Consider the following 20341-nt stretch of genomic DNA (forward strand, 5'->3'; position numbering starts at 1 on the left):
TTCACAAAAACCTGCGAGACATATCGATTATGCTGGCATGAAGGCCCTTGTTGTATCCGAACTCGAACCCGACCCACGTCGACCCGTCGAACAAGAAGACTTCCTTCCAACCAACCACAACCAGGAATTCGCTTGATGCCTGCATCGCATAGCCGTAGCCCAACTCTTTGAGCGGAGCGAGCTTCAACCGCTTCTGGACATAGAGGCCGTACTCATCGTCGCCCCAATAGCGCTTGCCCTTGAACTCGCAAATCGAGAAGAAGTCCCGTTCAGGCGCTTCGATGGCCACAAGATCGTCTTCGAAGTACTGGAAACAATAACCGTCCTCGCAACCTATGTTTACAACTCCATCCTCGGCGACTTGAAGCGCATTGATAGAGCGGTTGAAATTCAGAGGAATTCTCTTCCAACCGTTGCCGGCAAGGCGAAGCAATGTGCCGTCGTCTCCCGCCACATGAACCGGACCGTTTCGCGGGCCATGCATGGCCCGCAGGAAGGATTTGGCGATCGGCTTGATTGCCCGCCACGCATGGCCTTCGGCCACGCACACGGCTCCATGTTCGCCATACAAATAAACGGCGCCGCCCTCCTGATGGTAGAGCTTGTTGAAGAACTGGTCGGGGGTTCCACTGGCCGCATGCGCAGTGCCGTGGAGGAAATGGGTCGTGCCGCCGATTTCCAATGCGACATGGTCGATTGGAGTAGGGCTGACATGCGCGAGGATAAGATTTGGAACTTCAAGCAGTGTCTCGTAGCGAAGTGTCTTTCCGTCGAACAGGACTTTCAGCAGGTATGAATGCCCGATTTCGTCGTTTTCATCACTCAGCTGAACCGATACACTGAAATATCTCCCCCCAAGATGAAACGCGCTCATCACCTCTACGTCAATCTGATCTGGCTCGAGATTGGCGAAGGGGTTTTTCAAGATCATTGGAAAAGCGCTCCTAGCGCATCGTGTACATTTTACCAAGTTCTTCTTGTGTCTTTGCGGGAACGACGACACTCTGGATATAGGCCATAAAGATCATCTTGAGGCATTTCTGGATGTTTTCTCTAGTCTTTGGGCTAGCGTTCTTAGACTCTTTGTGGTTGACCGTGACAGATTCGACAGCCTTGTCGACACCACCTCTCAACCTCGGCGGCTGCCCCTGATTGAGCCGCCTAGTGTTGTAGTCGCTCATCATGTTGGTTTTTAGATTGTGTGGGGATCCCTTCTTGCTCCCCTTTCCTGACTGATATCCTCCGCCCTTTTTGTGTTTGTACGATCGAATACAGACGCAAGGCGCAGTATTTTGATCGTAGTTTCTCCATTTTGGATATGAGATATTGTGCTCGCGGTCGCCTTGGAAGTATTCGTTGCTAACAAAGTGCTCGGATTCATAACCGGCTGGACATTTCTTATCCTCGTGAGCGTGAAGTCTCATGTTGTGCTTTTGCAGAAGGGTTCCGCAAGTCACATTGCCCATATTGACTGTCAGGATATGGGCCCAAGGAACGGCTGCGGTTGCGGCTGTAGAGGCGTGGTTGTTGGTCGACAGATCGGTGAACCGGATCACCGGCTCTCCGTCGAATTTCACGTCGTTGGACCAGGAATTGAAGTATTCCTTGCCGGTGTTGGTCGAGGTGATGATGCCCTTCTTGGCCGCACACCCGGCCTCGTCGCCAGAGGTCTTTGAAAGGTCGGACTTGTTCTTGATGTTGACGGTCTTGCCGGAGATCTTGACCGTTCCAGTACCCTGCTCGGTATCGCTGGACACCCCGAACAGGGGGTACGGGATAGGTACGCCGGGAGGAGTCGCGGGATTTTCCGGAGGGGTGAAGCAGACGTCCGGAAACGCCGCAATTGTCTTACCGTCGCTCCCTTGGCCGGAAATTTCCAGCCCGTTGGCGAAGACGTTTCCCATCAGACGGCCCGTCCTGCGAAGACGGCGGCCCCGCAGGCGCCCGCGTCGTTGGAGGCTTCAACGAGCACGGATTCGCCCATGGCGTAGCCCTTGGCGGCAGCTGTGAATGCCCAACCCAGCATGAGTGGGACCACGGCGGCCCCGACATTGCCTAGGGTTTCACCGGGCGACCAGATATCCATGAACTCGCGGCGGCCACGGGTGAGCCGCAGGGTGGCCAGAGCGCTCTGCCTGAACCAGTATTTTTCGCCGATCAGGTCGGAGATGCGATAGCCGACACGATGCATGGCGATACCGGCCTCCTCAAGTGCGGTCCGGTAGGCGGCGGTCATGCCGTCACCGCGCGACGCAAGATCATCCGGATTGTAGATGAAGGCAGGCTCTCGGCTCAAGCCGAGGCCATGCAGGTGAAGGCTGCCGGCGGTCACCCGGGGGGAGCAAAGGATCGCGGCGGCCGCCTCGCCGGGGATGAATCCGTCCGGGTTGTCTGGAACCAGCAGCCGGTTTTCGGCAAAGTAGTGCGTGACGGTGCCCGCCGTCAGGTAGCTGTCGACGCCGACGATCATCACGAAAGGGGCTTCGCCGGCCGAGAAGATTCTGCGGGCCTGTTCCAATGCGACCAGCCCGGAGGGGCGACCGTGCGCCACGATCCGTGCCTTGTTGGGACTGGTCAGCTTGGTGATCGCGGCTATGCGCGCGAGCATGCGCTGTCCGTCCGAGGCCGGCCGCCCGGGGCGGTCGTCTTCGGCAAGGCATAGAATGAGGGCGGCGTCACCTCGCGCCTCCGGCGCGCCGGCAAAAGCTTCGGTGATCGCCATCGCGGCAAGGTAGGCCATACGCTTCTCGCCGACCCAGTCACCGGGCAAGGGAACGGGCGCGCCGATAAGGCGCTCTCCGCCCGCGGCGAGGAAACCTGTCTCCTGAAATCCGTCTACCCCGGCTCGCATTGCTGCGCATGACGAGGGCGCGTCGAGGCCGACGGCGGTCACCATGCCGATCGAAACGACATTAATCGCCGCGTTCATGCGGCTTCATCCTCGGGCGCGACCCCAACGGCGCGTACATAGTCCCGGCCAGTGGCTCGCGCTCGCAACATCGACTCCGTCGGCGGGCCGATCCAGCATTCGGTGAAGTCCAGGATCGTGCGATGAATGCGCTGAGACACGCGCCAGACCAGCGAGAAGCAGCGGTTCTCGGGATCAAACAAAATGGTGTCGGGAAGGATTTCTCCTTGAAATGAGAGTTCTCGCTCTCTGAACAGCGTCATCGGCAATGCCGTCTGTGGCAGGCGAAAGCTTACCCGGCCCTCAGGGGTCAGGTTGACCAGATGTACTTCCTCGCCACCTTTCGGCTGGTCGATCTGCTGGTCGGCCGGCGCCATCTGGAAATAGCGCTCATCGAAATCCGGAGGCAGGAATGGAAAGATGTTGGCTACCCAGTTGTCGTCATAGGTGCCGCCATACTCGATCCGGCCAGGCCAGCCACGGCCCATTGGACCAAAACTCATGGGCCTGTAGTCGCTGAACGGCGAGCGGATGTCCTCGCCGACGGCCTGGGTGTTGGGAAGGCGCAGGCCCGGGATCAGCCGCTGGTTCCTGGCACGCGACCAGCCGGTTCCGACCGGGTTGTATCTGTAACTTGCCGGCGCCTTGTCCTCGGGGTCGAGCCGGTCAGTTCCGCCCCACGCAACGTCATAGGAAATCGGCAGGCGTAGGAACGGCTGCGGCGCTGTAGCGGTAAACATTGGCCCGATGGCACGCCACTCGCGCGTGCCCACCACCTCGAAGAGTTTCGACCAATTTCCAACCTTGATGCCGACCGGCACGCGCTCGGCTGGTCTCCCGTTTGGGGCGTAGGCACAGCCATTGGCGATGATGTCACAGCGTGGCTTGCGGAAAGCGAAATCGGTTTCCCATAATGTTGCGGAATAGCCGGGCTCACCGGTCTGCGTGTCGGCCATGACCAGCGGTACCTGCTCCGCCGATTTCTGCACCGGTCCGCCTGGCGTTCCGGGAAAGTCGAACGTGCCTTTAACCACCACGACAATCCACTCATGGGCGGCCTTGTCCGTGCCCACAGTGAATTGATGCGGATAGCCCATCTGGTTCCAGATCTGCATCAGCTGGTCTCCCAGCTGCCGGCGAGGATTGTCTCCAGCGTCGCTTGCGGCGATTGCGGGTCGATGTCGAAAATGTCGGAATACCGGGTCCAGATCACCATGTCGGCGATCAGTTCCTCACCCGGCTCGACCGGCGGCATCGGCAGTGCCGCCAAAGCTGCGTCCAGTTCGTCGGGTGTCAGTTCGCCGTGCTGGCCGGCGGTGGCGGCCTCCTCGATCCCGGCAAACCATGCCTCGGCATGCGTCAGCGCGACAGGCACTTCGGGTAGCTGTGCAACGACGCTCAAGGGGAATTTCCGGCCGACCTTGTCGGCGCTTTGCAGGATGATGCCCGCTGATGCGCCGAAGGAATTCGGGCCGGCGAGGAACCGCAGCGCCGTGGCGGGCGGCCAGATGTCCTGGCCGAACAGCGGAACGATGTGCTGCGCCAGCCAGCGGTCCCACAGGCGCACGAAGTCGCCCGTCAGCCGCCGTGTTACGAAGTCGCCGGTGGCGGGCATTTTGCCGTAGAAGCCGGGCAGGATCAGATCTGCGGCGGACATGAGAATTTCTTGAACATCTGGAGGTTGTAGGGATTTTCGACGCTCGCCGCCTTGAGCTTGAAGTCGGCGTACACGCCTTTCGTCCCCAGCCGCAGGCTGTAGACGTCGGACAGCGAGGTGCCGGTGAAGCGGCCGCCCCGCAGCATCCTCAGCCATGCCCAACTGCCGGTCTCGTTGAGCATGATTTCGGGCGAGCCGTCGATCGGCTGGAAGGCGAGCGAGATGACGCCGGTGCCGTCCTTGCCGGGCCACGTCATCGGCTGCGGCCGCGTCGCATTGTTGAAATAGACCAGGTTCTGGCCGTCGAGATTGAGCGTGACGCGGGTGACGTTGGGCGACAAATCCGTCGGCTCGAGTGTGAACGCCATCACCGGACCTTGACCACCCGGGAAGAGATCGTCGCGAATGCGCCGCGCCTGCTCGAAGGCGGCAAGTGCGGACGGGTCGAGGCCGAAATCGGCGCGCCATTTCCACGGCTGCGCCGAGGTGTCGACATAGCCGATCAGGTGATCGTTTATGAACGCGTCGATCATTCCGGCCGGCCCGAACAGGCGGGCGAAATCCTTGACATTCACATCGACCGCGCTGTCGGGGCTGAACGGATAGCGGTCGTTGAGCGCGGCCTGGCAGAAGGGCAGGATGTCGGCGCGCCAGATGGCGTTGAGCTCCGAGGCCACGGCCTTCTGCGTCAGCCCGCTGGTGTCGCCGGCAATGCCGGAGAGCCAGGTGTTGACCGGGTCGGGCAGGATCTGCGCCTGGCGCGCGACGGCGCCGGTCAGCTCGGCCAGGCCGCCCTGTTTCTTGATCGCGTCCTGCGGGTCGGGATTGGCGGTGACCGTCTGCAGCACATTCGACAGCGCCGTCAGCGCCACCACCGCGGCATCGAGCGCCGGCGGCTGGCCGTCGACCTCGGCAATCGTGCTCTTGAGCGGCTTGAAGTGTTCGGCCACCAGCGTGCCGGTCAGGTCGACTTCGCTGGCTGAGCCGGCGCGCGGCAGCAGCTTGGCGCCGGTCTTGACGATCTTGCCCAGCTTGCCGAGCTTGCCCAGCAGTTTCGAACCGCCTTTCGCCGCCGCCTTGTCGTCGGTCGCAGGCGCCTCGTCCGAGCGGGTGAGGTCGACCTCCTGGACCACTGCCGTCAGCAGCCGCTTCAAAGCGGAATCGGCGCTGGAAAGGTCCTTCAGGTTCTCGCTGGCAATGTTGAGGTCGCTGAGCGGCGCCAGCCGCATGTCGCGCAGGAAGCTGTCCCACTGCGCGATATAGTCGTCGTAGTAGAGCTTGAGGATGTCCTCCGACAGCGCCGACACCGACGTCTCGGAATTCTCCGAGCAGCCGCCGGCAAACACCGCGCGATCGAGTGCGGCCTGGGCGGCGACATCCTCGACCCGGTCGAGGATCGCGTCATGGAAACCGTCATAGGTGAAGGCACCCGATATGCCGACGCGCAGCGTCTTGTCGGAGCGTCGCGAGAACACCTTGGCGCCGTTCGGGCCGGCGAAATTGGCGGGGATCCATTCCTTCAATCCGGCCACCGCCGGGTCGGCCAGCAGCTGCTTGTAGGCGCGCGCCGGCAGCGAGATGGTGCACACCGTTTTCAGCGCTTCGGCAACCAGCGCCTGGTCGGGCGCAATGTAGCTGTCGTCGACCGCCATGCGGCGGATCGCGGCCAGCTGATGCTCTTCGGCATCGGCGGTCGGGAAGGGAGCGGCCGGCGCGAATTCGGGCAGGTCGTTCACCCACCAATTCTGCACGAAATCCGAATCCATCTGCGACAGGCCGGTCATCATGCGATAGGTCTTCAGCGCGCCCAGCATGAAGTCCGGATCGCGGATCTGCCGCCACATGGTTGCTTCAAGCAGCGCCACCATGCGCGGCTCCAGCACATTGCGCAAAGCGTGATCGTAGGTGTCGGTCTGCGCCCGCATCATCTCGGCGGAAGCCGATGGCCCGAGCAGATCTTGCGCCTTGTCGGGAGGCGGGGTCTTGGCATAGGCGACCTCATCCATGGCGTTGAGGGCAACGTCCATCGCCGGCTGCTGCACCGAGGCGGGCGTCGCGGCGGCCGAGGTCAGCGGCGCCTGCAGTGCCTCGAACTGGCCGGCCTGCGCGGCAATCGCATTGCGGTTGTCATAGTAGGACCAGGTGAACAGCGAGCCGGCCAGGATGGCGGCCGCCGCGCAGGCGGCTGCGGCGCCGCGCCAGATCCAGCTGCGGCGGCGCTGTGCCAGCGGATCGAACGTGCCGAGCCCGGCCTCCTTGAAGATCACCTCGGTCAGAAGGTTCTTCAGGAAGAAGCTGCGCTTCTCAAAGCGCTGCGCCGGCATCGAACGCCGCGCCGGCAGGCCGAAGGACGAAGCGAGCGCTGCGGTCAGCCGGTCGATCGGCGCGCCTTCCTGTGTCGCCGACGTCAGATAGAGGCCGCGCAGCCAGGCGGCTTCCTCGTAGCGGCTCTCGCCGAACATCGCCTCGACCAGCACCTGGATCGGCTCGGACAGGCTTTGCAACTGCGCCGGGAAGCGGAAGATCTCAGCCCGTTCGGCGAGCTTGTCCTCATCTTCCAGCCGTGGCACCAGCCGCTTCTCGAGCTCCCTCGAAAGCGTCGAGATTTCGCCCGCGATCGTCTTGGCGTCGACGCGCGCGTCGAGCGGGAAGGTCGTCCCCCACACCTGTTCGCGCGCCTGTGTCGACAGGCCGCCGAAGAAGGCCTCGAAGCCTCTGATGAGATCGGCCTTGGTCAGCATGAGATAGACCGGCAGGCGGATTTCCAGCCGCTCCTCGAGCTCGGCCAGTCGCCTGCGGATCTTGCGGCCATGCGCCTTGACGGCTTCGTCGCCTTCCGAAAGCGCATCTATCCCAAGCGCGACGATGACGCCATTGAGCGCACGGCGGCCGCGATGTTTCTTCAAAAGGTCGAGGAAGCCCAGCCATTCTGCGGCGTCGACGTCGGGCTGGCTCTCCTGCTGAACATAGCGCCCGGCGGTGTCGATCATCACCGCGTTTTCGGAGAAGAACCAGTCGCAGTTGCGCGTACCGCCGATGCCTTGCAGATCGTCGGTGAGGTCGATCGGAAAGTTGAGGCCGGACTGGCGCAAGGCCGTCGTCTTGCCGGTCGCCGGCGGGCCGACGATCACATACCACGGCATCTCGCGCAGGAATTTGCGGCCGCCAAGTTTGCGCCGCTTCAGCTCGACCATGACGTCCTGGAATTTGGCGCCGACGGCGGCGACATTCTCCTCGCCGGGGGTAAGCCGCCTCTCCTCGACGGGTGCTGCAATCTCGGCAACGAACATGCGGTTGGCGCGGATCGCCCGGCGCTGCGCGACGATCAGCCAGATCAGCCAGACGATCACCAGCAGCGCGATGATGACGATGCGCACCGTCTCCGACGCCATCGGCACATAGTCGCCGACCCGCACGATCGGCCCGAACACCCAGATGATCAGCGACAGCAGCGCCAGGCCGATCAGCGTCCACAGGAAACGCGAAGTCAGGACCGCCCAGAGGAAGCGCAGGATGAACATGTCACAGCCTCTTCTCGACCAGCACTTCGACGCGGCGGTTGAGCGCACGGCCTTCCCGCGTGGAATTGTCGGCCACCGGATCGCTCTCGGCGCGGCCCTCGGAAGATATGCTCTCCTTCGGCACGCCGGCCTCCACCAGAAGCTCGGCTATGGTTTCGGCGCGCGCTTCCGACAGGCGCTGATTGCTGGCAAGCGGGTTGGATCGTTGCAGGCGCACATTGTCGGTATGGCCGACGACGGTGATCTTCCCGATCAGGTCCTTGTTGTCCAGGATCACCTTGGCGATGGACGCGATCAAAGGCTCGTAGCCCTGGGTGAGGGTTGGACGCGACGATTGGAAGAGTTCGGGACTGGAAGCCTGGATAACGAGCTTGGCCAGCGAGACGCTCTCCGTGCCGCTCAGCGCCCTGCTCGTTTCCGCCGGCGCGGCCTTCTGGAATTCCGGCAGCAGCGCGTAGTCGACGGCAACCGGCAGGGGTGGCGGCGCGTCGGCCTTGGGGGCAGCGCGCGTGACATCAGCCCGCGTCGGCGGCGGCAGCGCGCGCACCAGCGCCGAAAGCTCGACCGCCTGGCTGCTCAGCCCCATCGACAGGCCGACATGGATGGCGGTCGCGATGACCGCGGCGGCCACCGCCATCACCCAGATCGGCACGATGAAGCGCTGCGGTTCGTCGGACGCGATCACGCCCTTCCAGTTCGGCGACAGCGGCGCGCCTTCGGCATCGCTGTCACGCAGAAAGCGCGCCGCCGCCACGCGAACGGCATTGAGCGAACGGTCGCCGGAGCGGCCGGGCACGCGGTATTTGCCGCGGAAGCCGAGCGCCATGCAGTGATACTGCAGCTCCAGCATTTCGCGGTCGCGGTTGGGATGGCGCTCGAGATCCTCGAGGCGGGCGAAGAATTGCGCGCCGGCGTCGACGTCGCCGCGCAACATCACCACCAAAGGCTGGCGCGGCCATGCGCTGGCCCCGCCCCACGGCGTGTTCAGCGCCAGATCGTCGAGAAGGGCAGCAACCAGCCAGGCGGCCTGGTCGGCGCGCTCCAGCGACGAGCCTTGCGCCATGGTGGCGTCGCGGCAGCGCACGAGTTCGTCGAGAAGCCTTGTGCGCAGCGCTTCCGGGTTCTCCGGCGGCTGAGCGTTTTCCAGTTCGGGCGCAAATTCGAGCAGCGGCGAGAACGCGTTGACGAGCACGTTCGGGTGTGCGCGCGCCGAGCGCTTCGCGGTCACACCCGACGCCGGCAGCGGCATGGCGCGCGGCGTCGGCGCGCCGCTCAGGCGGATGCGCGTGCGCTCCCGATCCTCGGACAGTCCGAATGGATCGTCCCTGCTCATCATCTCACCTGTTGACCGAGTAGCAGTCGACCTGCGGTTCGCTGGGCAGCACGCCCGAAACGCCGATCACAAAGCCGGGCGCTTCGAGCAGCGAGGCCCAGTGCTCGCTTTTCTGGTCGAGTTCGAGGCAAAGCCGGTCGCCGTCATAGGGAATTTCGCGCGGCTGCGAATGCAGTGGCTTCAGCGGAATGCCGGGCAGGCGCGACTTCCAAAGCCCTTCGAATTCGCTGGCCGAGCCGACGGTCGCCTGGTTGACGAAAATCTTGCGCAAGGCATCCTCCGACAATTCGGAGCCGATCCGCACCACGATCCGGCTCGCCACCAGAAGTTTCGGGTTGTCGATGCGGATCTTCCAGACATTGGTGGCATGGCGCATAACGGGCAGGGCGCGGGATTTCGGCTCGATATAGCGCAGGCTGAGGATCAGCGAGCGCAGCGCATCGGCCAGCGCCGAATAGGCGGGGCCAGGCGCCATGTGGTCATAGACCGGCAATTCGCCCAGCCGCCGCGCACTCGATCCGTAGGTCGCCATCGAACCGGCAAGACCGGCAAGCTCCATATAGACCTCGGCCGGATGAAAAACGTCCTGCGCCAGCATATGCGCAAGCCGCGGTCGGGCGGCGTTGACCAGGTTGAGGATCAGAAGATCCTCGACGCTGCGCCCCGGACCGCCCAGCACCATCTTGCCATGCGCCTCGGCGATCTGGTCGAGGCCGGTGACCACTTCCTGCAGCAGGCGGCTGTACCAGGAGGCCGCACCGATGACCAAGGTCGGCGGCAGGAAGGTGTCGTCGAGCGCCACACCGCCATCGGCGCGCACGCCCTTGAGTTCACCCACCGGCAGCGCGGTGTAGCCGCCGACGGCCGTGCCCGGCGCCAGCAACAGCGCCTGCGGTCGTGCGATCTCGATTTCCTCGGGGTCGGAACCGCCATGCACGGCATCGCGCACCGACACGATCCGGCCTCGATAGCGCGCCCCCGATGGTTCGGCGTGCGCCGGGTCGAACCCGACGCCGCCGGGCGGTTCGAGCGGCAGCGCGATCAGCACCGGTCCGGCACCCATCTCCGGCGTCACCGCCAGCGGCCGTGGCGCATCCATCGTCTCGGGGATCGAAAACGGCGTCCCGTCGGGAAAGATGCCGCGCGCCGAAAGCACCGAGATCTGGCCGGCATCGAGCAGTGCCTGGTCGAGCGTCAGCGTTCGAAAGCCGAACGTATGCAGATGCCCGGCCTGCAACGCGCCGCGCACCGTCGCCTCGAAGAAGCGGTCCTGTTGCTGGAAATGCTGGGTGCGAAGGAAAAGCCCCTCTGACCACAGCACCCTGTTTGCATCGCTCATGCCGGCACTCTCTGCTTGCTGCTCATCACCCTGGCGCGGCTTGGCGGACTTTTCGCCGCTAGGCGGAAATGCCGCCGCTGCCGAGCGTCACATTAACGGTGAACTTCGATCCCGGTGACACCGACTTGGTCGTGCGCCAGTTGCGTCCGCCGGGTTCCCGGATCAGCGCGACGAAGCCGAGTGCGGCCACTTCCGGTTCGACCGTAATCGTCTTCGACGCGGTCTTGCCCGGCCCAACCGAAATCGTGTCGGAGCCGATGAGATCGCCGCCAAGGGCGGAGCCCGCACCGCCCTGCAGGGCGAAGTAATCGGCTGAATTGAAGGCGCCAGTGCTCTTCAGGCGCAGGATCATTACGGTCACCGGCCTGTCGCCGCCGCCCGGTCCCGGGTTCATGCCGGCGCCGCCGGCGAGGTTGACCGTTATGACGGAAGGTTTCGGCGGGCCGCTCTGGCAAGCCGTCAGCAGTCCCGTAGCCCCGATGGCCAGAATGAATTCGCGTCTGTCGATCATGTCTCAGTCCTCCTCATATGCGTCCCTAAAATCAGCGCCGATTTCGCCCAGAAAACGCGTCTCGGCGCTGTGAGCGATTTCACGGTGGCGTTTCTGGTACAGTTCCCACAGCTTGGCGCCGCGCCCGCCGGTCAGCAAATTGCCGATCGGCGAACTCGACTTGAGTTCCTGCTCGATCGCCGCCGGATCGAAGCGGTCGATCATGCGCTTGAGCGCGCCCTGCACGCCGCGCCAGGCGCGAACGTGATGTTGCGCCAGATCGCGCACCGCATCCTTGATCGCCGCCTCGGCGCCGAGGAAACCGGGGCTGCGTTCGGCCAGGATGGTCACCAGCGCATCGTCGATCGAGGGCAGGAATTTGAGCGGGTTGACCTCGGATGCGCCAACCACGGTTTGAGCGACGCGGGCGTTGCCCTTCTCTTCGGCGCGCTTGCGCAAAAGCTGCATCAGCCCTTCCATCATCAGCCGGTATTCGCGGCCGAATTTCTCCATATCGGCCACCGGATCGCTGCCGCGAAAATCGGCCTCGTCCATGCCCATCCCGCGCAGGAAGGCGGCGCGCAATTCCGCGTCCGACTGTCCGGCCGACCGCGCTGCAGCTTGCCGGACAGGAGCGCGTTGTGGCGGTGGAGACGGCGCTGGGGGCGGCTGCGGCGGCGATGGCTCGGCCGCAAGGACCGGCAGATCCCAGGGCGCCCGGGAGGGAGCAGGCGAGGGCGTATCGATCGCGCTTTTATCCGTCACGCCGACGTCAAGGCCGGTGGACTCGGCAGGGCCAAAACCAAAGCCGTCATCAAAGGCCGGCGGCTTCTCGGAACTGGATCTGCTCGGCTCTCTCGACAGCGGCGCGGCGTCGAGGCCGAAGGGATCGTCGAACGATGACTTGGCGCCGTTTCTGTCCGTGGGCTCTGGCGCCGGCGTCGCCACCGGGTCGAGGCTGAATGGATCGTCGAAAGCCTGCGAGCTGCGTTCATCGGACCGCGCACGCGCGAACGCGCCGGGCACCGGCTTTTCGAACGGATCGGGCAGGCCGGCAGGTCGTGGCCGGCCCGGCTCTTCTTCCGTCGTGGACGAAAAGAAATCGTCGCCGCCGAGGCTGACCGGTGCCCGCGACGCTGCCGGTCTGGCATCCGGCATCGAAGGCCTGGAGGCAGGCGCCTCGGTCTTCGCTGTCTGCAAATCGACCCACACCACATAGTCGCCCAGCCGCAGCCGCATGCCGCTCTGCAGACGCGCGGTATTTCCCGCGCCGAGCGGGCTGGCGGCATCGTCGATGAACAACCCGCTGCTGGAGGTGTCGGTGACGAAATAGCCACCCGGCTTGCTGGTGATCTTGCAGTGGGCGCGCGAGACGAACATGTCGGGATCGTTGATCTGCCAGTCGGCGTCGGCGCTGCGGCCGATCACCAGCTCACCCTCGTCCAGCCGCGCCTGCCGCGTGACTTGCGCGCGTGGTCCCTGTTCGAGTGTCAGCAGTAGGCTCATGCCGCCACCTCTTCCCGCCAGCCGACGATGGTCCGCAGCCGCATGTCATCGGCATCCCCCTTTTCGACCGGCCGCGCCAGCCAGGTGGTGCGGGCAAGCTGGACGGTTCCGAGCTTCGCCGGCGGCACTGCCTTCGCCGCAAGCACGATCCTGAGATCGACATCGATGGTCTCGCCGATCAGGTCGCGCACCGCCTGCTTCAACAGCTTCAACCGCTCGCCGCCCGGCAGGAAGGACTTGTAGTCGACATAGCTGAGCGCGCCGATGCGCAGCTCGATCCGGCTTTGCCGGCTGAAGCTGCGCGGGCCGATGGTGGCGCTGCGACCCAGCGTGGCATAGCTGCCGGCAAGCCGCGTCTGCAGCGCCTTGGGAATGGTCATCCAGGCGGCCACGAACTCCTTCAGCACCACCGGCACCTTGAAGGCTTCGGCCAGGAACAGGGTCAGACGTTCGGGGCCGTCGACCTGGCTGGCGAGCGCGGCGGCCTGGCGAAGCTTGACCGCGTCGAGTTCGGCGTCCTGCGTGCCCGGCAGCCCGATGCCGGCCATCGCTTCCAGCATCGAGCGGACGCGGCCGCCGACGCCGCGTTCGACCTGCACTGCCGGATGCGCATCCGCCCAGGCGCGGTAGTAGAGCGCGATCATCCGGTGCTGCAGGATGTTGACGAAATCGACGAAGGTCGTGTCGCTCGTCTGCCGCGCCTCAGCACCCGCATACCAGCGTTGCGACAGGCGATCGAGCACCCAGCGCGTCAGATGCAGCGGCATCGGTCCTTCGGGCCCGAGCAGGCCGAGATTGTTGACCGTGACCCGTGCCGGCGACTTGTCGGTCGGCTCGCGGAAATCGACCACATCCTGCACCGCGAAGGAGAGCCGCACATTCTGGCCGAGCCTTGCCGGTTCGCGGTCCGGCCGGCCGGAATGGCCGAACAGTCCGCCTTGCCGTTCCAGCCGGCGCAGCAGTTCGAAGAAGTCGAAACTCTCGGACAGGGTTGCGGCGCGCTCTAGATCAGGTAGCGATTGCCGGGCGTCATCGGCCATGGCACATCCTCCTGTTTCTGGAGCAACCGCGTGCGGGTCCGCACGAACCCGTTAATCCCGGCATGGCGGGCAAACAGCCGCGACAGCAGGCCCGACAGCAGCAGCGTGCTCTGGCCAGCCAGTACCGACTGGTCGACATGCAGCGTCACCTCGGTGCCGCGCCCAAAACACATCGGCCCTTCGATCGCCAGCCTTTCGATCACCGCGCGCGAGTCGATGCGCACGATCGAGCGCACATTGCGGGCGAGCCCGGGATCGCCGCGTTCGGCATAGAGATCGAGCAGCGCATGCAGCGGATCGACGCCGCGACCTTCCTTGGCCAGGCTGAGGAAGTTGAGCGCCAGCTGTGACACCAGTCGCCAGGCCAGGTCGTCAGCGCGCGACTCGCCGTCGGCGCCGGCCGGCAGCGCTGCCGGGATCGCCGGCTGCGGCGAACGCAGCGCGCCGAGCAGCCTGACCGATTCCACTGGATCACCGGCTTCCAGCGTCAGCGTCGGCGTGTCGTCGAGGATGGCCAGGTCGCGATTGGTGCAAAGCGCCATGATGTCGACGCGCTTGAGCGGCCGGTTGGCTTGGCTGTGGACCGGGCGCGAGATCGCCAGGAAGACGTCGTCGCCGGCATAGGAGGTCCGCGTCACGCCCTGGCGCCGTTCGTCCTCGGTCGGCCGGCGGGGACGTCGTTCGGTCGAGTACACCCAGCCGCTGCCGCGGTTTTGCCCGAGGCTGAAAAGCTCCGGTATCTCGGCATCCGGCCCTTCCGCATCGGCGTCCTCGACGCGGATGACGCGGTAGATTTCAAAGTCGCGCGCCCGCGTACGGTCGGCATGCAGCACCTGCCGCGTCTTGCGCTGGTCGAGCTCGATGACGTTGCACTCGCGCTCGAAGAGATTGATGATCGGCGTTGCGAAAAGGTCGAAATCCGCCGGCGTCAAATCGGCAAGCTCGGGCACGGGGCGGCGGAACAGGAAGACGATTTCGAGCCCGGCCTGGCATTTGCGCACGACCGGAAGCAGGCCAGTGACGCGCGCATAGTGGAAGCGCTCGGGCATCATGAAATATTCGCGCAGCAGGCGGTAGCCTTCGAAGGTCGGCCGCGTGCGCGGCATCAGCGCTTCGGCGTCGGCGATGCCCACCATCTCCGGCGCCGGTAGCGGTGACAATGGATTGGACTTGCCCTCGGCGCGCGCGCCGAGACCGGAGCAGACGCCGAAAATGGCGTCGAAGATCAACGGCGCCTTGGTGCGGTTGGCGAAATAGAAGTCGAGCCGGTCGAGCGCCAGTTCATCAAGCTTGCCCTTTCCGGTCCGTGCCAGCGTAATGCGCAGTGCGGCTTCGCCGCCCTTGCCGCCGATCGGGCCGATACCTGCGGCCGCCAATGCGCTGCGATCCTGGAAATAGCCGACCGAACTGATCGCGATCGGAAACAGCGTCATGTCCTGCGCGGTGGTGAAGGTGCAGCGTGTCGACAGGCCGGCCTGCAGGCTGGAGACCAGCCGCGTGCCGCGCTTGACGACATGGCCGGCAAGCATCGTCTGCACCTGCTGGCCGGGCTTCAGCACCACCATGGCGGTCGCCGGCGCCGGCGTGACGAGATCGGGATAAAGCACATCGAGGATGCTGCGTGAAAACCGCGAGCGCTCGGCATCCACCTTCAGCCGCGTGCGCGCGGCGAGGAAGGCGACGCCGTCGAGCAGGCGCTCGACATAGGGGTCCGGACACGGCACCGTATCCAGCGACAGATTGCGGGCGACCGCCGGATGCATGTCGGCGAACTCCGCCGCCAGCCCGCGTATGTGGGACAGCTCCTCCTCGTAATATTCTACGAAGACCCGGTCCATCTCAGGCTTCCCTGAACTCGGTGCGCGCCAGGCCGTTGTCGAGATTGATCGTCGTGCGCAGGCGCATGCGCTCAGGCGTCGGCGTCATGATCAGCACGGCGTCGATCTCGATCTTCAGGCCGGTCTTGTCGCCGAGGTTGACCGACACTTTCGTCGCGCTCTCCTTCAGCCGCGGCTCGAAGGTGGCGAGCACGGCGCGGATCTCGCGTGCCAGAACATCGCGATCGAAATCGCGCGACGAACGGCCGGAGAAGGACGGCACGCCATAATTGACGACGCTGCGGCGCACCTCCGGAAAGTCGGCCAGCGACGTCGGACTGTCGGTCATCTGCTCGGCCTCGAGATCGGACAAGAGCGGCGCGGACTCGAAGCGCTCAGTGTTGAACAGCGCTTCGATGTCGCGCCGCACGGCCTCGCGCAGCACATCGGGCGATACCACGATGCCGCGGCTTTCCAGTTCGCCGCGATGCCGGTTCTGAAACGCCAGCCGATGCAGCCGGCGCTTCTGGTCCGGGTTCAGCGTCTCGTCGGCGTCGATGCGCCTTGCACCGTCCGCCAAAAGCTCGTCCAGACGCTCCCCGCCGAGCTCGTCGTTGAGAGCCTGCCTGAGCCCGTCTATTTCCGAGCTCAGGCCCGGCAGGTCGTTGACCAGGCGGTCCCATAGCGAAGGCTGGACCGCCTCGCGCTTGGCCCGTGAACCGCCCGCCTGTGCCTTGTCCGCGGCAGGGCGCTTTGCCCGCCCCTCACTTGCCGACATAGACATCCATTTCGGCTTCGTCATTGTCGTCATAGACAAACTTGATCTTCTTGTAGGCGAAGGAGACCTCCTCCTGGATCAGGTCGGCCTCATCGTCTGCCTGCGACATGTCGTATTCCATGATCGAGGCATCGGTGAGCGTCACCACCAGATAGTCCTTGCTCTCGCCGTCGATGGTCCGCCGGGCCGAGAACTTCACTTCATCCAACGCCTTGTTCTCGAACAGGGCCTTCGCCAGGTAGGGCGAAGCCTTGTCATAGTGCTTGGTGAACTTGATCATGCCCATCGACACCCGGCCGCGGCGCGAGAGCGAATTCGGGTCATACGGCGCGACCATCTTGTAGTCGACGCCATGGATTTCGATCTCGTCGTCGTGGCCGTCGCGTGTGCTGGGGCCTTTGATGTCCGGAACTTTCAGAAAACCGTCGATTTTCATTGTGGGCATTGTCGTTCTCCACCGCTTTCAAAAGGTTTGGTTGCTGTAATCAGGTCTTCACGGACGGCAATTCCGACACCAGCCTGAGCGAAGCATTGATGCCTTCCAGCTGGTAGTGCGGGCGCAGATAGAAGCGGGCGTTGTAGTAGCCCGGCCGGCCCTCCACGCTGTCGACCTGCACCTCGGCGGCGGCAAGCGGACGCTTGGCGCGCGCCTTGTCGTCGGCGAAGGCCGGATTGGCCAGCACGTACCGGTTGATCCATTCGGTCAACCAGATCTGCATGTCGGAGCGTTCCTTGAACGAGCCGATCTTGTCGCGCGCAATGGCCTTGAGGTAGTGCGCGAAACGGGAAACCGGGAACAGATAGGGCAGGTTGGCACTCAGCCGCTCGTTGGACTGGGCGTCGGGATCGACCAGGCGTCCGGCTCGCGTCTCGTCATCCTGCAGCGAATGGGCGCCGATGAAGGCCGCGAGATCGGTGTTTTTGCGGTGCAGGATCGGCATCAGGCCAAGCTTGGCCAGTTCAGCCTCGCGCCGGTCGTCGATGGCGACCTCTGTCGGGCATTTCATCGCGATCGACCCGTCGTCGGTGGGGAAAGCATGCACCGGCAGGTTGAGCACCGTGCCGCCATTCTCGACGCCGCGGATCTGGGTGCCCCAGCCATAGAGCTTATGGCTGCGGTTGATGTTGACGCCCATCGGGAAGGCGGCATTCATCCAGACATATTTGTTGTGGTCGCCCTGCACTTCCTCCTCGAAGGAGAAGCCCTTGACCGGAACGGTCTCGGATCCATAGGGCAGCCGCGCCAACACGCGCGGCATGGTGAGGCCAATATAGCGGGCGTCCTCGCTCTCGCGCAGGGACTGCCACGAGGCATAGGCCGGATTGTTGACGATCATCTGCAGGTCCTGCGGGTTGGGCAGTTCCTGCCAGCTGTCCATGCGGAACAGCCGCGGCGAGGCGGCGGCGATGAACGGCGTGTGCGCCGAAGCGCAGACCCCGGAGATGTTGCGCAGCAGGCCGACGTCGCGCGGATGATTCGAAAACTCGTAGGCGCCAACGATGCAGCCGATCGGCTCGCCGCCGAGCATCGAATACTCGTCCGTGTAGACTTTCTTGAAGATCGGGCTCTGGTCCCACATCTGGCCTTCATAGTCTTCAAGCGTGTCGGCCAGTTGCTCCTTGGAGATGTTCATCACCCGGATCTTGAGATGCTTCGCATCCGTCTCGGTGTTGTTGATGAGGTACCAAAGGCCGCGCCACGTGCCTTCCATCTCCCGCACTTCCGGCGCGTGAAGGATTTCGTTGACCTGCGTCGTCAGCATCTTGTCGATGCCGGCGATCAGCGACTTGATCGACTTGATCGAGTTCGACGAAATCGTCGTCGTCTCGGAGCGCGACTGCGCCGCCAGCGCCAGGTTGCGCACCAGCTGCTGCAGCTTCTCGCTGTCGTCCTTCTTGACCTTGAAGTCCTTTTCCAGCAGTTGGCTGAATTCGCCGAGATCGACGGCCTCGGCCTCGGCGACGGATGCTGCGGTCTTTTGCTGTTCGGCCATGATCTATTCCTCGCCCTTGTCGTCGTCAGACATCGCCTGGCTGGCGATCTGTTGAAGCAGCGGCTGATTGTTCAGCAGCTGGGCGATGCGCTTTTCGGCATCGACGCGACCGTCCATGAAGCCGAGCAACTCCTCGAGTTGGCGCCGCATCTTGAGAATCTCGGCCAGCTGCGGAACCTGTTCGGCGATCTTGTCAGGGGCGAAATCGCCCATCTTGGTGAAGGTCAGGTCGAGCGCGAGCTCTTCGTCGCGCTCCTGGCCTTCGGCCTGCGGCAGGGTGTTCTTCACCCTCGCCTTGACCCTGGGACCTAGCGCTTCCATAAATTTGGGGAAGCGGTTGGCATCGGTCTCGACAAAGGAACGGTCGAGCACCGACTTTGCAGCTTCCCTGGTCTGCGATGCGCCCGACAGGTCGGCCATCACGCCCATGACGAACGGCAGTTCGATCGTCGTCGGGCTGCCGTAGGTTTCGACATCGTAGGCGATCTGCACGCGCGGGGCGCGATTTCGCTCGATGACCTTCGCTTTGCTTTCGGCTGGCATGTGTTGCTACCTTTCATCCTTCTGGGCAGTCTTCTTGGCGTCGGGAACGCCGGCGAGCAGCCGGAATTCCTTCAGCCCCGACGGGGCGAGATCTTCCATCAGTTCAACAAAATCCATGTGCACCATCCGGCGCACCCGGCGGGCGAGATGCGGGATCGGGCTCGACGGCTCGGTGCGGTCGTAGAACGCCACCACAAGATCGAGGCACTTCACCACATCGTCGCGCGAGGAAATCCTGTCGGGGAGGCCCGCACCTGGCTCCGCGTAGCTTGCCATCGTCTCGGCTCCATGACCGTTTCTGGCCGGTTTTGCCGGGCTCGCCGAGGCGGGCGCCGGGCTGGCTGCGTCGTTCGTGGCGGCCGGCGTCGCCGGCTCGTCCGCCGCATTGCGCTCCAGCGTCGTAAGCAAACGCTGCAGAAACCGCTTTAATTCCGGGACAGCGGCGCCGCTGCCTTCAAGACGGGCATTCAGCGCCGTGTCGACAGCGTCGAGCGCCTCGATGGCGGCGTGCGCCCCGGCGACAAGCGCCGTCATCTCTTCACCGGCCTGATCCAGTTGTGCGGCACAACCGTTGCTCACCCGGTTCAGGAGCTGCCCATGCGCGTTCACCAGCGCTGCCTTCTCGGCGGCATTCAATCCCGACGCCGCTTCCTGAAGCATGACACGATCGTCGAGCGCCCCCTGTTCGAGATCGCGTCCGCTGATCGGCCCGAAGGGGCGCGGGGCGAAGAAAACCATCTCCCTGAGATTCCCCAGCAGGCCGTCCTGGCCATTCTGCAAATCGGCCAGTGCGTTGAGACGGCGCAAGGCGGCCTCACGCGGTTGACCGCCGGGCCGCAGCGCCGGGTGCATCGTCTCCCAATGCGTCTCCAAGGTCCGCGCTATCAGCGTCAGGCCCTGCGCCAGCCCGGCGAGCCCTTCTTCATTGGCGAGTGCGCGCGTGACGGTGACAAGCAGGCGCAGGTCGCGGCCATGCGCACGCAGCTCCTCCGCCTTGCCAAGCACGGCTGCCCAATCGACGGGAATGGTCGATTGCGCGGCTGGCTTGTTGCGTCCGTCATGGACAACCTTGACCTGCGGCTCGGTAAGCCGCTCGAGCTCGTGAAAAGCCGGGTCGTTGCGCAAGTCTTCGCCCGACGGATTTTCACCGTCCAACGGAGCAAGCCAGAGTGCGAGATCGATCACAGCTACCCCCAGCGACCGGCTCTAAAACCGTACCTGACCCAACGTTAGCACACGGTTGCACCCTACCACAATTCGGCAAACCGCTCAAAAGTTAACGGGCGCTGATGCGAGCCAGTGCAACTGCATCTCGAATGGCGCAATTTATGGCTTGCTTGTCCAACCCCGTATGTGAAGCGCATCGCACAGAATTGGAAAAATTCGTGGTTGTCTGCATTTGGCGGCGCGGGACT

Annotated in this window: 17 protein-coding genes; all 17 read right to left on the minus strand. The window is 64.1% G+C overall.

Translation table 11 applies throughout. The annotated features are described in order from the left end of the window. Position 1: 1 nt before the first annotated feature. From ACWTU9_RS25195 to tssA, 17 genes are read right to left on the minus strand one after another with little or no spacing between them, the layout of a single operon-like run. Complete coding sequence (locus ACWTU9_RS25195) at positions 2-931, minus strand: hypothetical protein (protein WP_455860665.1); 930 nt, start codon at positions 929-931, stop codon at positions 2-4. Between the two features lie 13 nt (positions 932-944). Next, entirely contained in the window at positions 945-1904 is a 960-nt protein-coding gene (locus ACWTU9_RS25200) for a DUF4150 domain-containing protein (protein ID WP_023804382.1), read from the minus strand. Further along, a complete protein-coding gene (locus ACWTU9_RS25205; RefSeq protein WP_455860666.1) occupies positions 1904-2929 on the minus strand; it encodes a 3-oxoacyl-ACP synthase in 1026 nt (341 codons plus the stop codon). The genes ACWTU9_RS25200 and ACWTU9_RS25205 overlap by 1 nt, the downstream gene beginning before the upstream one ends. After that, entirely contained in the window at positions 2926-4023 is a 1098-nt protein-coding gene (locus ACWTU9_RS25210; RefSeq protein ID WP_455860667.1) for a DUF2169 family type VI secretion system accessory protein, read from the minus strand. The genes ACWTU9_RS25205 and ACWTU9_RS25210 overlap by 4 nt, the downstream gene beginning before the upstream one ends. After that, on the minus strand, positions 4023-4565 hold the full coding sequence (gene tagF, locus ACWTU9_RS25215) for a type VI secretion system-associated protein TagF (RefSeq protein ID WP_455860668.1): 543 nt from the start codon (positions 4563-4565) through the stop codon (positions 4023-4025). The genes ACWTU9_RS25210 and tagF overlap by 1 nt, the downstream gene beginning before the upstream one ends. Further along, positions 4547-8086, minus strand: coding sequence for a type VI secretion system membrane subunit TssM (tssM, locus tag ACWTU9_RS25220; RefSeq protein WP_455860669.1), 3540 nt, complete (start codon positions 8084-8086; stop codon positions 4547-4549). The genes tagF and tssM overlap by 19 nt, the downstream gene beginning before the upstream one ends. A 1-nt stretch (position 8087) precedes the next feature. Beyond that, positions 8088-9419 carry a type IVB secretion system protein IcmH/DotU gene (gene icmH, locus ACWTU9_RS25225; RefSeq protein WP_455860670.1) on the minus strand — a complete coding sequence of 444 codons (1332 nt, stop codon included), beginning with the start codon at positions 9417-9419 and terminating at the stop codon, positions 8088-8090. A gap of 4 nt (positions 9420-9423) precedes the next feature. Continuing rightward, complete coding sequence (tssK, locus tag ACWTU9_RS25230; protein ID WP_192256019.1) at positions 9424-10758, minus strand: type VI secretion system baseplate subunit TssK; 1335 nt, start codon at positions 10756-10758, stop codon at positions 9424-9426. 58 nt (positions 10759-10816) lie between these two features. Beyond that, a complete protein-coding gene (gene tssJ / locus ACWTU9_RS25235) occupies positions 10817-11269 on the minus strand; it encodes a type VI secretion system lipoprotein TssJ (RefSeq protein ID WP_454586814.1) in 453 nt (150 codons plus the stop codon). Between the two features lie 3 nt (positions 11270-11272). Next, positions 11273-12754 carry a type VI secretion system-associated FHA domain protein TagH gene (gene tagH, locus ACWTU9_RS25240; RefSeq protein WP_455860671.1) on the minus strand — a complete coding sequence of 494 codons (1482 nt, stop codon included), beginning with the start codon at positions 12752-12754 and terminating at the stop codon, positions 11273-11275. Then, positions 12751-13794 (minus strand): type VI secretion system baseplate subunit TssG, encoded by a 1044-nt coding sequence (tssG, locus tag ACWTU9_RS25245; protein ID WP_455860672.1) that lies wholly within the window; start codon positions 13792-13794, stop codon positions 12751-12753. The genes tagH and tssG overlap by 4 nt, the downstream gene beginning before the upstream one ends. After that, positions 13758-15632 carry a type VI secretion system baseplate subunit TssF gene (gene tssF / locus ACWTU9_RS25250; protein WP_455860673.1) on the minus strand — a complete coding sequence of 625 codons (1875 nt, stop codon included), beginning with the start codon at positions 15630-15632 and terminating at the stop codon, positions 13758-13760. Before tssF ends, tssG begins: the two co-directional genes overlap by 37 nt. 1 nt (position 15633) lies before the next feature. Next, complete coding sequence (tssE, locus tag ACWTU9_RS25255; RefSeq protein ID WP_455860698.1) at positions 15634-16389, minus strand: type VI secretion system baseplate subunit TssE; 756 nt, start codon at positions 16387-16389, stop codon at positions 15634-15636. Beyond that, positions 16376-16825, minus strand: coding sequence for an Hcp family type VI secretion system effector (locus ACWTU9_RS25260; protein WP_023673716.1), 450 nt, complete (start codon positions 16823-16825; stop codon positions 16376-16378). The genes tssE and ACWTU9_RS25260 overlap by 14 nt, the downstream gene beginning before the upstream one ends. A gap of 49 nt (positions 16826-16874) precedes the next feature. Beyond that, positions 16875-18383: a type VI secretion system contractile sheath large subunit gene (tssC, locus tag ACWTU9_RS25265; RefSeq protein WP_454573620.1), complete on the minus strand. Its 1509-nt coding sequence runs from the start codon at positions 18381-18383 to the stop codon at positions 16875-16877. Positions 18384-18386: 3 nt separating this feature from the next. Further along, positions 18387-18926 (minus strand): type VI secretion system contractile sheath small subunit, encoded by a 540-nt coding sequence (gene tssB, locus ACWTU9_RS25270; RefSeq protein WP_454573621.1) that lies wholly within the window; start codon positions 18924-18926, stop codon positions 18387-18389. 6 nt (positions 18927-18932) lie between these two features. Continuing rightward, positions 18933-20111 carry a type VI secretion system protein TssA gene (gene tssA, locus ACWTU9_RS25275; RefSeq protein ID WP_455860674.1) on the minus strand — a complete coding sequence of 393 codons (1179 nt, stop codon included), beginning with the start codon at positions 20109-20111 and terminating at the stop codon, positions 18933-18935. Positions 20112-20341: the final 230 nt, after the last annotated feature.

The organism is Mesorhizobium sp. 128a (assembly GCF_053848025.1).

Excerpts from the sequence above, each read along its gene's own strand:
- ACWTU9_RS25195 (WP_455860665.1), bottom strand. The coding sequence starts at position 931 with ATGATCTTGAAAAACCCCTTCGCCAATCTCGAGCCAGATCAGATTGAC.
- ACWTU9_RS25200 (WP_023804382.1), bottom strand. The coding sequence starts at position 1,904 with ATGGGAAACGTCTTCGCCAACGGGCTGGAAATTTCCGGCCAAGGGAGC.
- ACWTU9_RS25205 (WP_455860666.1), bottom strand. The coding sequence starts at position 2,929 with ATGAACGCGGCGATTAATGTCGTTTCGATCGGCATGGTGACCGCCGTC.
- ACWTU9_RS25210 (WP_455860667.1), bottom strand. The coding sequence starts at position 4,023 with ATGCAGATCTGGAACCAGATGGGCTATCCGCATCAATTCACTGTGGGC.
- tagF (WP_455860668.1), bottom strand. The coding sequence starts at position 4,565 with ATGTCCGCCGCAGATCTGATCCTGCCCGGCTTCTACGGCAAAATGCCC.
- tssM (WP_455860669.1), bottom strand. The coding sequence starts at position 8,086 with ATGTTCATCCTGCGCTTCCTCTGGGCGGTCCTGACTTCGCGTTTCCTG.
- icmH (WP_455860670.1), bottom strand. The coding sequence starts at position 9,419 with ATGAGCAGGGACGATCCATTCGGACTGTCCGAGGATCGGGAGCGCACG.
- tssK (WP_192256019.1), bottom strand. The coding sequence starts at position 10,758 with ATGAGCGATGCAAACAGGGTGCTGTGGTCAGAGGGGCTTTTCCTTCGC.
- tssJ (WP_454586814.1), bottom strand. The coding sequence starts at position 11,269 with ATGATCGACAGACGCGAATTCATTCTGGCCATCGGGGCTACGGGACTG.
- tagH (WP_455860671.1), bottom strand. The coding sequence starts at position 12,754 with ATGAGCCTACTGCTGACACTCGAACAGGGACCACGCGCGCAAGTCACG.
- tssG (WP_455860672.1), bottom strand. The coding sequence starts at position 13,794 with ATGGCCGATGACGCCCGGCAATCGCTACCTGATCTAGAGCGCGCCGCA.
- tssF (WP_455860673.1), bottom strand. The coding sequence starts at position 15,632 with ATGGACCGGGTCTTCGTAGAATATTACGAGGAGGAGCTGTCCCACATA.
- tssE (WP_455860698.1), bottom strand. The coding sequence starts at position 16,389 with ATGTCGGCAAGTGAGGGGCGGGCAAAGCGCCCTGCCGCGGACAAGGCA.
- ACWTU9_RS25260 (WP_023673716.1), bottom strand. The coding sequence starts at position 16,825 with ATGAAAATCGACGGTTTTCTGAAAGTTCCGGACATCAAAGGCCCCAGC.
- tssC (WP_454573620.1), bottom strand. The coding sequence starts at position 18,383 with ATGGCCGAACAGCAAAAGACCGCAGCATCCGTCGCCGAGGCCGAGGCC.
- tssB (WP_454573621.1), bottom strand. The coding sequence starts at position 18,926 with ATGCCAGCCGAAAGCAAAGCGAAGGTCATCGAGCGAAATCGCGCCCCG.